The following is a 15,856-nucleotide window of genomic DNA, read 5'->3' on the forward strand; positions in this document are numbered from 1 at the left end:
ACATGACTTCAAAAACCGGAACCAAGGCAAAATCCAAGGCCAAGCCGAGCCTGGCCAAGGAAGAATATATGCGGATGTATACCCAGATGGTGCGCATCCGGAACTTCGAGGATAACGCCAACCAACTCTATCTGTCCGCCAAGATGCCCGGCCTGACACACATGTATTCGGGTGAGGAAGCCGTTGCCGTCGGCATCTGTGAGGCGCTCAAAGACAGTGACCGCATCACTTCCACCCATCGCGGGCACGGGCACTGCGTGGCCAAGGGGGCCAATTACAACGAGATGTTCTGCGAACTGCTCGGTAAACAAGAAGGCTACTGCCGGGGTAAAGGCGGCTCCATGCACATTGCCGATCAGAGCCATGGCAACCTGGGTGCCAACGCGATCGTGGGCGGCTCCATGGGCATGGCCACCGGCTCAGCACTGCGCTCGAAGTTACTGGGCAAGGATGACGTCACCGTGTGCTTCTTCGGGGATGGCGCCACCGCACAGGGCCTGCTTTATGAAGTCATGAATATGGCTGCACTGTGGCAACTTCCGGTTATCTACGCCTGCGAGAACAACGGGTACTCGGAATACACCAAAACCGAAGAAATTGCCGCCGGCTCGATTACCGCCCGGGCGGAGGCCTTCGGGATCGAGGCGTTCCAGGTGGATGGTCAGGATGTACTTGCCGTTAACGAGCTGACCCGAAAACTTGTTGAAAGATGTCGCAACGACGAAGGGCCGTTCTTCGTTGAACTGATGACCTACCGCTACCACGGCCATCATGTGGGCGATATCAACCGCGAATACTATCGATCCAAAGAAGAAGAATCCGACTGGAAAAACAACCGCGACCCAATCATTCGGATGCGTGCCTGGCTGGTCGACCAGGGCCTGGCTACGGAAGACGAGATTGAATCGCTGAATAATCAGATCAAAGACGAGGCGAAGAAGGCTGTCGCTTACGCTGAAGCCGCCCCCTACCCCGATACCTCGGAAGTAGACATGCATGTCTACGCCGAAACCGACCCAGCCACCCTACGCGTCGGTGGATGAAGGAGACCTAATCATGAGAGAAATCACCCTGTCCCAGGCGGTTAACGAAGCACTTGCCGAGGAAATGCGACGCGACCCCACCACCTTTATTCTTGGCGAGGATGTCGCGGAAGCTGGCACACCGTTTAAAGTCCTGTCCGGGCTCGTCGAGGAATTCGGTACCGAGCGTGTGATCGACACGCCCATTTCCGAACCGGGCTTCCTCGGTATCGCGGTGGGTGCTGCCATGACCGGCGCGCGCCCCATCGTGGACCTGATGTTCGGCGATTTTCTTTACCTGGTAATGGACCAGCTCTGCAACCAGGCCGCCAAGCAGCATTACATGTCCGGCGGCAAATTGAGCGTCCCGATGGTGGTGCGTACCAATCTGGGCGCTACTCGCCGGTCTGGCGCACAGCACAGCCAGTCGCTCCATGCGCTGGTGGCGCACATTCCCGGCCTCAAAGTCGCCATGCCCTCATCCGCCTACGAGGCCAAAGGGCTGATGAAAACCGCCATCCGCGACAATAACCCGGTGGTGATTTTCGAAGACAAACTGATGTACCAGGACAAGGCCCCGGTACCCGAGGAGGAGTACCTTATTCCCTTTGGCGAAGCCAACATCAAGCGCGAGGGCTCCGACATCACTCTGATTGGCACGTCCTCAATGGTGCAGGTAGCCGAGGCGGCAGCGAAAATCCTGGAAGCCAAGGGCATCAGTGCCGAGGTCATAGACCCACGAACCATTGTGCCGCTTGATGAAGAAACCCTGCTGAACAGTATCCGGAAGACCAGCCGGGCCATTGTCATCGATGAGGGCCATCAGAACTACGGCATTACCGGCGAGATTGCCAGCCGCCTGAATGAGAAAGCCTTCTACTATCTGGATGCACCGGTCCTACGCATGGGAGCAATGGACGTACCAATTCCGTTCAGCCCTGTGCTGGAAGATCTCACTGTGCCAACGCCCGAGGGCGTCGCCGAAAACGCTCGCAGACTCTGCGCGGGGGAGATGATACATGCCGCTTGACGTCATTATGCCTGCCCTCGGAATGACGCAGGACACTGGCGTCATTCTTACCTGGCACAAAAAGCCCGGCGATCCCGTATCCGAGGGGGACGCACTGTTCGAAGTGGAAACCGACAAAGCCGCGATGGAGGTAGAAGCCCAGGGCTCCGGTTATCTGACCAATGTGACTGCGGAAGCCGGCGACGAGGTTCCGGTAGGACAGGTGCTGGCACGCATTTCCGAGACGCCCGAGGGCTCCGAAGATGCGCCAGACCACTCGTCTCAGCCGCAATCCGACACCGGAACGCAGGAGGCTGATCCGCAGGACGACGCCGTTCCCGAAGGCGAAACGGTGATTATGCCAGCCTTGGGTATGGCGCAGGATGCAGGCCTCATCGTTGCCTGGCACAAGAAGCCGGGGGACGCTGTGGCGGCCGCTGACGTCCTGTTTGATGTGGAAACGGACAAATCGGTTGTGGAAGTGCAGGCCGGGTACGATGGTTTCGTGGCGGCTCTGTTGGCCGAGCAGGGCGAAGAAGCCCCGGTAGGCGATGTCATTGCCATTATCTCCCGGGAAAAACCACAGACGCCGATCAGCCGTAGCGTGAAAACGCGGAACGCTCGGGTCGAAGCCTCTTCAGCGCCAGAAAAGCCAACAAAGCGAGAGGAGCCAGCTTCCGCACCCAGAAAAGATCCGCCCAGGCAGCCTACACGAGTGCCGGTGCCGGCCAGCGGACGAATTCTTGCTTCGCCAAAAGCTCGACGACTGGCCCTCGAGCAGGGTTTGGACCTGTCTCGGCTCGCTGAACAAGGACATCCACAGCCATACCATGTCAAGGACCTGGAGGTTCTCGAAAAGCTTGCCAAAGCGCCAGATTCCCAGGGTTCAGCCCTATCCGCCGGCCGCTACCTATCCGCGGAAATAAGCTCGGATGGCTTCGATGCGTTTGCCGCCTGGGCAGCCCAGGAGCCAGGCCTGACCGACGCCAGTGCCTTACTGGCCGGATTTGCCGCAACGAGCCTCAATCGCAGAACCGCCAATGTCGCCTTGGAGGCATTTGGGGAAACCCGTATCTACAGCATTCGCGGGCGCCGATTAGGCAACTTGACCCAAACGGAAGATGACACGACACCGGATATCAGGCTTCGGGATCTCCGATTCGGGCGACTGACATCTGCTCAGACAGGCCCGGAAGACATACCGGTCATTAGCATTCTGGCGACGGAAAAAGGCTTCAAGCTCACTCTCGAGTGTCGTTCCGAGCAACTGGATGCCTCGGCCGCAATTAACCTGCTTTCGGATTTTGCAGGCCGGATGGAGCAACCGCTCCGCCACCTGCTCTGAGCTAAACAGTGGAAGAGAATCATGACCGATATTATTGCACCGCCCTCAGTCCGGGCCCTCGCCCGGGAAAAGGGCATTGATCTCAAGAAACTCGCCAGCGATCTGGGAAGGACGAACATTGTGCGCGAAGACCTCGATACCAAAAAAACCGCTGCACAGCACTCGCCGGGCGGAGACACCTCCTATTGGAACGTCGATCATGCCATGTACGGTCCGGTGAGCGAGGAGCCTCTCAGCCGCTTTGCAAAAGCAGCCGCCGCAAACCTCTCGGCAGCCCAGTCCCTGATTCCCGCGGTCACCCATCACGAGTATGCCAGCATTGATGCCGTTGAGGATTTTCGAAAGGAACTGAAACCTGAGGCCCAGGCTCGAGGCATAAAACTGACGGCGCTTGCATTCAATGTGGTTGCACTGGCTCGATGCCTGGAGGAATTCCCCCGCTTTAACGCCTCCCTTTCAGCTGATGGCCAGACGCTCGTCCTCAAACAATACGTGCATATCGGAATCGCCGTTGATACGCCCCACGGCCTTATGGTTCCCGTGATTCGAGACGCAGACACCAAGGGTCTATGGCAAATTGCCGCCGAGATCACTGACCTGGCCACCCGGGCGCAGAAACGCCAGCTCGGAGCTGACCAGATGGGAGGCGCTTCCATGACCATCACCAATCTTGGTGGTATTGGCGGCGTGGGTTTCACACCGATTGTAAACCCCCCTGAAGTTGCAATTCTGGGATTTACCCGGCCTGAGATGACTCCAGTCTGGGATGGTGAATCGTTCCAGCCGAAGCCGCGAGTCTCACTGGATCTAAGCTACGATCACCGAGTGATCAATGGCGCTGACGCCGCACGTTTTTGCACTCGGTATTCATCACTGCTGTCTGATCCACGCCGAATGGTGGTGTAAGCTGCGGGTCAGCCCGCCAGCTTCGGGCCCTTCAGGTACAATGGACACCGCTGGCCGGGCTGGTCGCTGACAGGGATACGGAATCGCGCCAACGCTCGAGACCTTCAGAAGACCGGCTTGTTAATAGCCAGATGGAAAATGGCGGTGACCTGCACCAGCGCCAATACCGCCGCTGTTATGCGGACCGGCGTTGTAAGCGTTGTCCGAAGAGCAAACAGACCGGCGATGATGTAACCAACCAGCAGGAAGATCTTGGCGGTCAGCCAGCCATCCACGAAGGGCATCCAGGGTGTTACAAACAACAGCCCTATGGCGGCAGCCAGCAGCACGGTATCGTTGGCATGGGGAATCCACCGCAGCGGTGTTTGCCGCCAGCCGGGCCGGCCAACAGCATCCAGCAGCAGACGCAGGGCGAACAGCACAACGGTCAGAAAGGCCGTAGTCACGTGCAGGTGCTTGAGAATCAGATAGGCACTCATAACTCTTCCTGTTGTGAATCAAAATGGTAGCGGCATTGTACGCAAAGATACCCCCAACCGGGTATGTTCTTTCTACCGGCTCGCGTATAACATGTACTGAAATTATATGTATAAGCGGAGACAACCATGCAGGCGATCCCCACAAGCCGTCAAACCGAAGCCGCCAGCATCAGTCAGCTGTTCAGCTATCCGTTCCGGATTTTCTTTCTGTCCATGGCGGTATTGGCACTGCTTGCGGTTCCCCTATGGGTCATGCAGGTGACCGGTATTATCAGTCTGCCCCTTGCCCTGCCAGGCTTGCTCTGGCACCAGCACGAAATGCTGTTCGGCTTCCTGTCGGCCGCCATCGCCGGCTTCCTGCTCACAGCCGTGTGCGTATGGACCCAGACAGAACGTACCCATGGCATCAGGTTGGTACTGCTCTGGGGAGTCTGGCTGGCTGGCCGGCTTATGCTTGCCTTCGGCGCCGGATTGCCGGACTGGCTTGTCCATACGGTGAACCTGGCGTTTCTGCCGCTGGTCATGCTCGATGCCGGCTGGCGGATATGGCACGCGCGGCAAAAGCGCCAACTGCTGATTCTGCTGGTTCTGGGCCTGCTATGGCTGATGCAGGTGGGGTTTGTCACCCGCCTTGACATGACCTTCAGCTACGGCGCCCTCATCATGGCCATGGCATTGATCAGCATCATCGGCGGACGTATCACGCCAGCCTTCACCACAGGCTGGCTGCGCCAGCGGGGGCTCGACAGCACCGCCGTAAAAACCGTTCCGGCGCTTGATATGGCCACCCTGTTCAGCCTCATCCTGCTGTTGGCCTCGCTGGTCACCGGCTGGCAAACCGTTACCGGCGTGCTGGCCATTGTTGCGGGCACCCTGATGCTGGCCCGGCTGATCGGGTGGAAAGGCTGGCTGGTGCGCAAAGAACCCCTGCTCTGGATTCTGCACCTGTCCATCCTCTGGGTGCCCGTGGCCCTGTTCCTGCTCGCCGGCACATTGCTGGCCGGCTGGCCGTCCAACGCCTGGGCCCACGCCGCCGGCACCGGTGCGGTCGCCTGCCTGGTCATCGGCGTCATCGCCCGGGTGTCCCTCGGCCACACCGGCCGGCCACTGGTTCTGCCCCGCGGCATGGTGGCCGCGTTTGTTGCCATTCACCTGGCAGCACTGATCCGGGTACTCACCGCCTTTGAGGTCATCCCCTGGCATCCGGGCATAGGCACCAGCGCCCTGCTGTGGCTGTTTGCCTTCGGCATGTTCCTGTACCGCTACACCGGTGTCCTTGCCAGCCCAAGGCCCGATGGTAAAACCGGCTAAGGCCACGGAAAAGTTCCGGGCCAGACGCCGGCACCCCCTCTCCAGAACTGTGTGTTGCCAGGGATGGCAACACCAAGCCCCCCAGGGAAGGGTTCACGGCGTGTTTTTGAGAGGGGGTGCCGGCGTCTGGCTTGCACAATCCTTCATCCGACCCATATCTCGATTTCCCGCAAAAACCCCAATCATCCACTAATGGTCAATACCCGAACGCCAAATTCGCGCTAAAGTATGAGGAAATCATTTTGTAACAGAGACACTGGCACTATGAACCCGGATCATTTTGATAAAGAAGACCTGATCAAGTGCGGCCACGGCACACTCTTCCCAGGCTCCATGCGTCTGCCCATTGATGAGATGCTGATGTTTGACCGCGTCACTCACATCGCAGACGACGATGGCCTGTTTGGCAAGGGCAGCCTGGTGGCGGAACTCGACATCAACCCGGACCTCTGGTTCTTCAAGGTTCACTTTGTTGACGATCCCGTTATGCCCGGATGCCTCGGCCTGGATGCCATGTGGCAGCTGGTAGGTTTCTTTCTCGCCTGGGGTGGCGGTGAAGGCAAGGGTCGCGCGCTCGGTGCCGGTGAAGTGAAGTTTACCGGCCAGGTGCTGCCCACAGCCAAGAAGGTGACTTACCGTCTGGACCTCAAGCGCGTGATCAGGCGCAAGCTGACCATGGCAATCGCCGATGGCCGGATGGAAGTGGATGGCCGGGAAATCTATACCGCCAAGGACCTCCGGGTTGGCATGTTCACCTCGACCGATGACTTTTAGGAGTTAACAGGATGCGTCGCGTTGTAATCACCGGTATGGGCATTGTTTCCAGCCTTGGTACCAACCAGAAGGAAGTTGCCCAGTCCCTGAAGGAATCCCGTTCCGGCATCGGTTTCAGTGAAGAAGCCCGGGATAGCGGGCTGCGCAGCCATGTCTGCGGGCAGATCAACCTGAACCTGCCGGAACTGATTGACCGCAAACTCTGGCGCTTCATGTGTCCGGCCTCAGGCTATACCTACCTCGCCATGCTGGAAGCCATTGAGCAGTCAGGCCTGACGGACAAGCACATCAAGGCTGACACCACCGGCATTATTTTCGGCCAGGGTGGTGCCTCTACCGTGGAACTGCTCGATTCCATCGACACCCACCGTGATCGTGGCATTCGCCGGGTTGGCCCCTACCGGGTGCCCCGCACCATGGGCAGCGCCATCAATGCCTCCCTGGCAACCGGCTTCGGCATTCGCGGTGTCAACTACGGCATTACCTCGGCCTGCGCCACCAGCGCACACTCCATCGGCCATGCCGCAGACCTGATTGCCCTCGGCCGCCAGGACGTGATGTTCGCCGGCGGCGGTGAAGATATTCACTGGACGCTGAGCCTGCTGTTTGACGCCATGGGCGCCCTGTCCACCAAGTACAACGACACCCCGGAACTGGCTTCGCGCACCTACGATGCGAACCGGGACGGCTTCGTTATTTCCGGGGGCGGCGGTGTTCTGGCCCTTGAGGCCCTGGAACACGCCGAAGCCCGGGGCGCGAACATCCTGGCGGAGATCGTTGGCTTCGGGGCCACCTCAGACGGCGCCGACATGGTTGCGCCCAGCGGCGAAGGTGCCGTACGTTGCATGAAGCAGGCCATGAAGAATCTGGACGGTGATATCAGCTACATCAACACTCACGGCACCAGTACTCCGGCCGGCGACATCACCGAGCTGAAAGCGCTGAAAGAGACCTTTGGCGACAAGATCCCGCCGCTGAGCTCCACCAAACCCCTGTGCGGTCACGCCCTGGGTGCGGCAGGCGTGCATGAGGCCATCTACAGCCTGATCATGCTGCGCGACGGCTTCATCGCCCCGTCGGCCAACATCCAGACACTCGATGAAGGCGCCGAGGGTTACCCGATCGTGCGGGAGCGCATGGATAACCAGAAGCTGGACCTGGTGATGAGCAACAGCTTCGGCTTCGGCGGCACCAACGCCTCGCTGGTGTTCAAGAAGTTCTGAACCGGATCAGGACAGCCTGACCGAACGGTATTCAGCCGGGGATGTCCCCATCCAGCGCTTGAAAGCCCGGCTGAATGCGCTTAACTCCGAAAACCCGAGCTGCTCGGCAATTTCCACCAGCGGCTTGGTCTTATCCTGCATGTAGGTCAGTGCCTGCCGGCGGCGAACGTCCTCAAGCAGACGGGCAAACGTCAGCCCCTCCCGCTTCAGTTTCTTGTGCAGCGTGTAACGACTCATGTGCAGCTGCGACGCCACCACTTCAACACCTACCTTGCCACGGGCAAGCTGTACGCTGATCAGGGAACTTACCCTGACGCTCAGCGAAGCCCGCGCCACCTCTGGCGTCAGAGGCTTTGATCCCATCTCGAACTCCTTCTTCGTGTTGCCCTGGCCCATTCGGCCGAGGATGTGAGCGTACACATGTTAGCCGAAAACAATCAATACGACCTTTGCGCAGGGTCAAGGGAACGCCCGCCCACATCCGGCAGAATGGCCCGTTTCCAGACTCACCCGGAGCCCCCCATGAACACCCCGGAACTGCTCGCCCCCGCAGGCACCCCTGAACACCTCGAAACCGCCTTCGCCTATGGCGCCGATGCGGTATATGCCGGCCAGCCCCGCTATTCGCTGAGAGTAAGGAACAACAGTTTCAAAGACGTTGCAGCCCTGGGAGCCGGAATCGCCCGGGCCCACGAACTGGGCAAGCAGTTCTACCTTGTTTCCAACATAGCACCTCACAACGACAAGGTGCGCTCCTACCTGAAAGACCTGGCCCCGGTTCTGGAACAAAAGCCCGACGCCCTGATTATGTCCGATCCCGGGCTCATCATGCTGGTAAGAGAGAAATGGCCGGACCAGCCCATCCACCTCTCGGTGCAGGCCAACGCCGTTAACTGGGCCACCGTTGAGTTCTGGCGCCGGCAGGGCATCAGCCGGGTCATCCTCTCCCGGGAACTGGCCCTCGACGAAATCCGCGAGATCCGCAACCGGGTCCCAGGCATGGAACTGGAAGTCTTCGTACACGGCGCCCTGTGCATGGCCTACTCCGGCCGCTGCCTGCTGTCCGGCTACATGAACCACCGGGACGCCAACCAGGGCGCCTGCACCAACGCCTGCCGCTGGAACTACAAGGAAGTCCGGCACAGCCACGACCAGACCGGCGACCTGATAGCCACCTGCGGCAGTGGCGGTGTGCAGGAAGTGGAACCAAAGGAAATCCTGCTGGAAGAGCCAAACCGCCCGGGCGGCTTCATCCCCGCCTACGAGGACGAACACGGCACCTACATCATGAATTCGAAGGACCTTAGGGCAGTCCAGCACGTAGCAGAGCTGGCCAAAATGGGCGTCCACTCCCTGAAAATCGAGGGCAGAACCAAAAGCACCTACTACGTCGCACGCACCACCCAGGTCTACCGCCGCGCCATCGACGAGGCAGTGCACGGCAAACCTTTCGACATGGGCCTGATGGACGAACTGGAAGCTCTCTCCAACCGCGGCTACACCGAAGGCTTCCTGCGCCGACACCTGCCCCGGGAATACCAGACCTACGAACAGGGCTCGTCGTTCCTCGGCACCCAGCAGGTGGTGGGAACGATCGTCGATATGGATGACCGGTGGCTGACCATCGACGTCAAGAACAAGTTTGCCCCCGGCGACCAACTGGAACTGGTCAACCCGGCCGGTAACACCCGTTTCTCAGCGGATATCATGGAAAACCGAAACGGCCAGGCCATGGACTATGCTCCGGGCAGCGGACATATCGTCCGCATTCCGAAACCGGCAAATCTTCCACGATCTCTGGAGCACAGTTACCTCACCAGAATCCTGCCTACCAGCGACTAGCAATTAGTATGAAGCGCCAGGCGGGAGTGCCTCCCAAAACCGTGCATGGCCATGGATGGCCATGCCGAGCCCCCACGGACGGGTTCACGGCGTGTTTTGGGAGGCACTCCCGCCTGGCGCCAACCTCGAAACTCCCAGTCCTGCAACAACCAGACTATCAGCCTCATTGCCAGCCCCTTAGTGCCCCAAAGGCTGATTAAGGTATAATCACGCCACGCACAAATTAATACCTGACTAATTTACTCTGGTATTGTACAATCACCGACCAGAAGCGACGGATTCAGCCTGCTTTTATGCTTATTTATCAGCACCAGGCCACCAGAATCCGTCATCCAAAAAGCGATTGCAGGGCGTACTCACCGGATGAGCGACCACTGCAACACCCAAACTGATGACATCCGATCGACAGCCCGCCTACGAGGCTGCCGGCGACACCAGGGGCGCAAGCCCACGATGAGAGAATACGGAGCGACGATCATGGCGACCACCGACACCGAGGTGAACGAGCTGATCAAACGGGAATACGAGTACGGATTTGTAACAGACATTGAATCCGACACGTTCGAACCCGGCCTTAATGAAGACGTTATCGCCCGCCTTTCCGGCCTCAAGAAAGAACCGGAATGGATGCTGGAGTGGCGCCTGAAAGCCTACCGTCGCTGGCTCGAGATGGACGAGCCGGACTGGGCCCACGTGGGCTACCCGAAAATCGACTACAACTCGATTTCGTATTACTCCGCGCCCAAGCGCCCCGAAGACATGCCCCAGAGCCTGGACGAAGTGGATCCGGAACTGCTGAAAACCTACGAAAAGCTGGGTATTCCCCTGCACGAGCGCGAAAAGCTGGCGGGCGTGGCTGTAGATGCAGTATTCGATTCTGTTTCCGTGGCAACCACGTTCAAGGAACCACTGGCCAAGGCCGGCGTGATCTTCTGCTCCATCTCCGAAGCCATCCAGGATTACCCGGAGCTGGTCAAAAAATACCTGGGCTCCGTCGTGCCTGCCGGCGACAACTTCTTCGCCGGCCTGAACTCGGCGGTATTCTCCGACGGCACATTTGTGTACGTGCCCAAGGGCGTCCGCTGCCCCATGGAGCTGTCCACCTACTTCCGCATCAACGCGGCCAACACCGGCCAGTTCGAGCGTACCCTCATTATCGCCGAAGACAGCAGCTACGTAAGCTACCTTGAAGGCTGCACCGCGCCCATGCGGGACGAAAACCAGCTGCACGCTGCGGTTGTTGAGCTGGTTGCCCTGGACGACGCCCAGATCAAGTACTCCACGGTACAGAACTGGTACCCGGGTGATGAGGAAGGCAAAGGCGGCATCTTCAACTTTGTCACCAAGCGTGGCGCCGCCATCGGCAAGAACTCGAAGATCTCCTGGACCCAGGTCGAAACCGGTTCCGCGGTCACCTGGAAATACCCGAGCTGCATTCTGCGCGGTGACAACAGTGTCGGTGAATTCTATTCCGTGGCGCTGACCAACAACTACCAGCAGGCCGACACCGGCACCAAGATGATCCATCTGGGCAAGAACACCTCCAGCACGATCATCTCCAAGGGCATATCCGCCGGCAAGAGTTCCAACGCCTACCGTGGCCTGGTGAAATTCGGCCCCGGGGCGGAAGGTGCACGCAACTTTACCCAGTGTGATTCACTGCTGATCGGCGACCGCTGCGGCGCGCATACCTTCCCGTACATCGAGAGCAAGAACAAGTCGGCCATTGTCGAGCACGAGGCAACCACCTCCAAGGTCAGCGACGAGCAGATGTTCCTGTGCCGCCAGCGCGGCATTGAGCCGGAACAGGCGGTATCCATGATCGTGAACGGCTTCTGCAAAGAGGTGTTCAAGGAGCTGCCGATGGAGTTCGCGGTTGAGGCTGGCAAGCTGCTCGAGGTAAGCCTCGAAGGGTCCGTTGGTTAAACATCTTTGCCCCGCTGGCCTCGAGGAGGTCAGCAAGCGGGGGAGCTTTCCGGGATACGCTGTGAATACGTCCCTGTATGCTCGACAAAATCATCCATGATTTTGACGATCCCGGAAAGCTCCCCCGCTCACTGCCCCGAACGTTTTTCGGGCACCGAAAGGGTCTAAATTTACAGACAGAATTTCAGAGATAGAGAGAAGCCTACAAATGCTGAGCATCAAGAACCTGCACGCATCCGTTGAGGGCAAAGAAATCCTCAAGGGCATCAACCTGGAAATCAAGGCCGGGGAAGTTCACGCCATCATGGGCCCGAATGGCTCCGGTAAGAGCACCCTGTCGCAGGTGCTGGCAGGCAATGAGGCATTTGAAGTCACCGAGGGTGAAGTCACCCTGAACGGCGAGAACCTGCTGGAACTGGAAACCGAGGAACGCGCCCGCGAAGGTATCTTCCTGGCATTCCAGTACCCGGTTGAGATTCCGGGCGTCAGCAATCTGCAGTTTCTGCGCACCGCGGTGAACGCCATGCGCCACCACAAGGGTGAAGGCGAGATGAACGCGGCCGAGTTCATGAAGCTGGCCAAAGAAGTTTCCAAACAGGTGGATCTGGACCCGGCGTTCCTCAAGCGGGGCGTCAACGAAGGTTTCTCCGGTGGCGAGAAGAAGCGGAACGAGATCATGCAGGCTCTGTTGCTCCAGCCCAAGCTGGCGATTCTGGACGAGACGGATTCAGGGCTGGACATTGATGCCCTGCAGGTGGTCTCCAACGGTGTGAACGCCCTTCGGGCGGATGACCGGGCCATCCTGATGGTGACCCACTACCAGCGCCTGCTGAACCACATTGTGCCGGATTACGTGCACGTGCTGGCGGGAGGCAGGATCGTGAAATCCGGCGGCCGTGAGCTGGCGCTGGAGCTGGAAGAACGCGGCTATGGCTGGCTCGGCATCAAGGATGAAGAAACAGCCGACAGCCCAGCTAACAGTTCTGCCAACTAAACCGGAGCTCGCGGAATGAAACCAGCACCCACTTTATCGACCGCGTTCCTGCACCCGGCCGGGCAGTCCCTGCCGGAGCCGCTGACTGCCCTGCGCAAGCAGCGCGGGACGGCTCTGGTGGATATGCCGCTGCCGACGCGGAAAACCGAAAACTGGAAGTACTCCAGCAAGTATCTCAAGCTCACCGACGAGATGGCGATCTCCCTGCCGGCCGAAGGTAAAACCGGCAGCAGCCTGGCGGTGCCCGGCTACAAGGTGGCGTTCCTGAACGGCGTGATGATGCCCGAGGCCAGCGAATACCCGGACCTGGACGGCATCCAGATCCAGAGCTTTGGCGATCTGAGCGACGACGAGGCCACCGAACTGGCCGGCCGGCTCGACAGCACGCTCGACCGTTATTCCGACAAGCGGGCGGTGCAGATGGCACGCCTCAATTCCGCCCGGTTTGAAGATGGCCTGCTGATTCGTCTCAGACCCGGTGCGGTGCTGGAGCAGCCCCTGTTCATCATTCATGAGACCAGCGCTGACGCCAGCGGCTCCGCCTACCCACGTATCTATGTGGATGCCGGCGCCAACAGCCAGATCACCCTGGTGGAAGAATACATTTCCAGCGGCACCGAGCCTGCGATGGTAAACACCGTCACCGAGCTCAATCTGGCAGAAGGCGCCAACGTCACCAGCATCCGCCTGAACATGGAAGGCGCGAATGTCCAGCATATTGGCTCTACCGGTGTCCTGCAGCAGCGCAGCTCCCGCTTCGAGAGCCACTGCGTCGGCTTTGGCGGCCCGTTGCGCCGGCATGATCTCCAGGTCAGCCTGGAAGGTGAAGGCGCCGAGTGCAGGCTCAACGGCGTGGTGGTAACCCAGGGCAAGCAGCACTACGACAACCACACCACCATCGAACACGTGGCGGGCCACTGCAACAGCGAAGAGACCTATCGCAACATCGCGGCAGACCAGTCCCATGCGGTGTTCAACGGCCGGATTCATATCCACCGGGACGCCCAGAAGTCCAATGCGGATATGAACAACAAGAACCTGTTGCTGTCCAATGGAGCAGAGATCGACACCAAGCCGGAACTGGAAATCTATGCCGACGATGTAAAGTGCGCCCACGGCGCCACCATCGGCCAGCTTGACGAAACGTCCCTGTTCTACCTGGTGTCACGGGGTATCGGCCGGCGTGAAGCCAACGTGCTGCTTACCATGGCTTTTATCAATGAGCTGGTAGAGCAGATCCCGATTGAAGCGGTGCGGGAAACGGTCCAGGGCCGCCTGAACCACTTCTTCGATCAGACATTCCAGGAGGCGTAACCGGTTATGACCGATCTGTCCGTGGCAAGCACCGCCAAGCGCACCACCTTCGATGTGGAGGCGATTCGCCGGGATTTCCCGATCCTGTCACAGCAGGTAAACGGCAAACCCCTGGTGTACCTGGACAACGGTGCCTCGGCCCAGAAGCCAGTTGCGGTTCTGGATGCCATGGATCGCTACTACCGGCAAATGCACTCCAACGTTCATCGAGGCGCCCACACCCTGGGGGACCGGGCCACGGCCGCCTTCGAGGGAGCCCGTGAGACGATTCGCAACTTCCTGAATGCCGAAAGCACCCGGGAAATCATCTGGACCCGTGGCACCACCGAAGCCATCAACCTGGTGGCCAACGGCCTGGCGCCCCGCCTGAAAGCCGGCGATGAAATCCTGGTCAGCCAGATGGAGCACCACGCCAACATCGTGCCCTGGCAGATGGTTGCCGAGCGTACCGGCGCCAAAGTGGTGCCGGTTCAGGTGACTCCGGACGGCGAGCTGGACCTGGAATCCTTCACCAGCCTGCTCAATGACAAAACCCGGATTCTGGCGATCACCCATGTTTCCAACGTGCTCGGCACGGTGAACCCGGTGGCGGCCCTGATCGAACAGGCCAAGGCCCATGGCATCATTACCCTCGTAGACGGCGCCCAGGCTGTGCCCCACTACCAGCCGGATGTCCGGGCCCTGGGCTGCGATTTCTACGTATTTTCCTCCCACAAACTGTTTGGCCCCACCGGTATCGGTGTTCTGTATGGCAAGGCCCAGTTGCTGGAGGAAATGCCTCCTTACCAGGGTGGCGGCGAGATGATCGAACGGGTCTCCTTCGAGCGGACCACCTGGAACACCCTGCCCTACAAGTTCGAGGCCGGCACCCCGGCCATCGCCGAGGCGGTCGGACTGGGCGCGGCCATCGACTATCTGAACGGCCTGGATCGTCCCGCCATGGAGGCGGCCGAGGCCGCTCTGCTGGAGCGGGCCAACCAGTTGGTGGAAACCGTACCGGGCATGCAAATCATCGGCACCGCCAAACAGAAAGTGCCAGTCATGTCCTTTAAAATCGCCGGTCTGCACCCCAGTGATATAGGTACACTGCTGGATCAGCAGGGCATCGCCATCCGCACCGGCCACCACTGCGCCATGCCGCTGATGGATTTTTACGGCGTTCCCGGTACAGCCCGGGCGTCATTCGCGTTCTACAATACCCTGGACGAGGTGGAAACATTGTTTACCGCCCTGCAGAAAGTCCAGCGACTGTTTGCCTGATGGAGGTGGAATCATGACAGCCGAAGTCTTCACCCCGACCGTTGCCGTCACCATGACGCCCAGCGCGGTCAAGCACGTGCGCAAGCAACTGGACAAGAAACCGGACGCCCACGGTATCCGGCTCGCCATCAAGAAGAGTGGCTGTTCAGGCTTCAAGTATGAAACCCACTGGGTGGATGAGCCTGCCGCCGACGACCGGGTGTTTCACATTGATGGCGTCGACGTTTTCGTCAAAGAGGAACATTTGCCGCTGGTAAACGGCATCGAGATCGACTTTGTCACCGAGGGCGTGAACTCCATGTTCCAGTTCCGCAACCCCAACGCCACCGCCGAATGCGGTTGCGGCGAGAGCTTTACCGTCGTCTGAAAATGGGGTCAGATGAAAATGGGGTCAGATGAAAAGTTCATCTGACCCCGACTTAACAAACACAGCATTTAGCGAGGCCAGTCT

Annotated in this window: 15 protein-coding genes; 13 read left to right on the plus strand and 2 right to left on the minus strand. The window is 59.4% G+C overall.

Features of this window, described 5'->3' with window-relative positions:
• Positions 1-2: 2 nt before the first annotated feature.
• The 4 genes from msub_RS12105 to msub_RS12120 are packed head-to-tail and all read left to right on the plus strand — an operon-like array spanning position 3 to position 4,282.
• Positions 3-1,043, plus strand: coding sequence for a thiamine pyrophosphate-dependent dehydrogenase E1 component subunit alpha (locus tag msub_RS12105; protein WP_048497098.1), 1,041 nt, complete (start codon positions 3-5; stop codon positions 1,041-1,043).
• 10 nt (positions 1,044-1,053) lie between these two features.
• Entirely contained in the window at positions 1,054-2,052 is a 999-nt protein-coding gene (locus msub_RS12110) for an alpha-ketoacid dehydrogenase subunit beta (RefSeq protein ID WP_197083884.1), read from the plus strand.
• Positions 2,042-3,376, plus strand: coding sequence for a biotin/lipoyl-containing protein (locus msub_RS12115; RefSeq protein ID WP_048496251.1), 1,335 nt, complete (start codon positions 2,042-2,044; stop codon positions 3,374-3,376). The genes msub_RS12110 and msub_RS12115 overlap by 11 nt, the downstream gene beginning before the upstream one ends.
• Before the next feature lie 21 nt (positions 3,377-3,397).
• On the plus strand, positions 3,398-4,282 hold the full coding sequence (locus msub_RS12120; RefSeq protein ID WP_048496252.1) for a 2-oxo acid dehydrogenase subunit E2: 885 nt from the start codon (positions 3,398-3,400) through the stop codon (positions 4,280-4,282).
• Between the two features lie 104 nt (positions 4,283-4,386).
• On the opposite strand, the gene msub_RS12125 is transcribed toward msub_RS12120, so the two are convergent.
• Positions 4,387-4,761, minus strand: coding sequence for a SirB2 family protein (locus msub_RS12125; protein ID WP_048496253.1), 375 nt, complete (start codon positions 4,759-4,761; stop codon positions 4,387-4,389).
• 126 nt (positions 4,762-4,887) lie between these two features.
• Between msub_RS12125 and msub_RS12130 the strand changes: the two genes are divergently transcribed.
• From msub_RS12130 to fabB, 3 genes are all read left to right on the plus strand, one after another.
• Positions 4,888-6,072, plus strand: coding sequence for an NnrS family protein (locus msub_RS12130; protein WP_048496254.1), 1,185 nt, complete (start codon positions 4,888-4,890; stop codon positions 6,070-6,072).
• Positions 6,073-6,336: 264 nt separating this feature from the next.
• Complete coding sequence (gene fabA / locus msub_RS12135; protein ID WP_048496255.1) at positions 6,337-6,846, plus strand: bifunctional 3-hydroxydecanoyl-ACP dehydratase/trans-2-decenoyl-ACP isomerase; 510 nt, start codon at positions 6,337-6,339, stop codon at positions 6,844-6,846.
• 11 nt (positions 6,847-6,857) lie between these two features.
• Positions 6,858-8,069: a beta-ketoacyl-ACP synthase I gene (gene fabB / locus msub_RS12140; RefSeq protein ID WP_048496256.1), complete on the plus strand. Its 1,212-nt coding sequence runs from the start codon at positions 6,858-6,860 to the stop codon at positions 8,067-8,069.
• A gap of 6 nt (positions 8,070-8,075) precedes the next feature.
• On the opposite strand, the gene msub_RS12145 is transcribed toward fabB, so the two are convergent.
• A complete protein-coding gene (locus msub_RS12145) occupies positions 8,076-8,432 on the minus strand; it encodes a helix-turn-helix transcriptional regulator (protein ID WP_048496257.1) in 357 nt (118 codons plus the stop codon).
• Between the two features lie 159 nt (positions 8,433-8,591).
• On the opposite strand from msub_RS12145, the gene trhP reads away from it, so the two are divergent.
• From trhP to msub_RS12175, 6 genes are all read left to right on the plus strand, one after another.
• The gene (gene trhP, locus msub_RS12150; protein ID WP_048496258.1) at positions 8,592-9,911 is read left to right on the plus strand and encodes a prephenate-dependent tRNA uridine(34) hydroxylase TrhP; all 1,320 of its coding nucleotides are present in this window, start codon (positions 8,592-8,594) and stop codon (positions 9,909-9,911) included.
• A gap of 477 nt (positions 9,912-10,388) precedes the next feature.
• On the plus strand, positions 10,389-11,837 hold the full coding sequence (gene sufB / locus msub_RS12155; protein WP_048496259.1) for a Fe-S cluster assembly protein SufB: 1,449 nt from the start codon (positions 10,389-10,391) through the stop codon (positions 11,835-11,837).
• 208 nt (positions 11,838-12,045) lie between these two features.
• A complete protein-coding gene (gene sufC, locus msub_RS12160; protein WP_048496260.1) occupies positions 12,046-12,831 on the plus strand; it encodes a Fe-S cluster assembly ATPase SufC in 786 nt (261 codons plus the stop codon).
• Between the two features lie 15 nt (positions 12,832-12,846).
• Positions 12,847-14,145, plus strand: a complete 1,299-nt coding sequence (gene sufD, locus msub_RS12165) for a Fe-S cluster assembly protein SufD (RefSeq protein ID WP_048496261.1) — start codon at positions 12,847-12,849, stop codon at positions 14,143-14,145.
• Positions 14,146-14,151: 6 nt separating this feature from the next.
• Positions 14,152-15,405, plus strand: coding sequence for an aminotransferase class V-fold PLP-dependent enzyme (locus tag msub_RS12170; RefSeq protein ID WP_048496262.1), 1,254 nt, complete (start codon positions 14,152-14,154; stop codon positions 15,403-15,405).
• Positions 15,406-15,418: 13 nt separating this feature from the next.
• Positions 15,419-15,772, plus strand: a complete 354-nt coding sequence (locus msub_RS12175) for a HesB/IscA family protein (RefSeq protein ID WP_048496263.1) — start codon at positions 15,419-15,421, stop codon at positions 15,770-15,772.
• Positions 15,773-15,856: the final 84 nt, after the last annotated feature.

This window comes from Marinobacter subterrani (assembly GCF_001045555.1).
In the GTDB taxonomy this organism is placed as follows: domain Bacteria; phylum Pseudomonadota; class Gammaproteobacteria; order Pseudomonadales; family Oleiphilaceae; genus Marinobacter; species Marinobacter subterrani.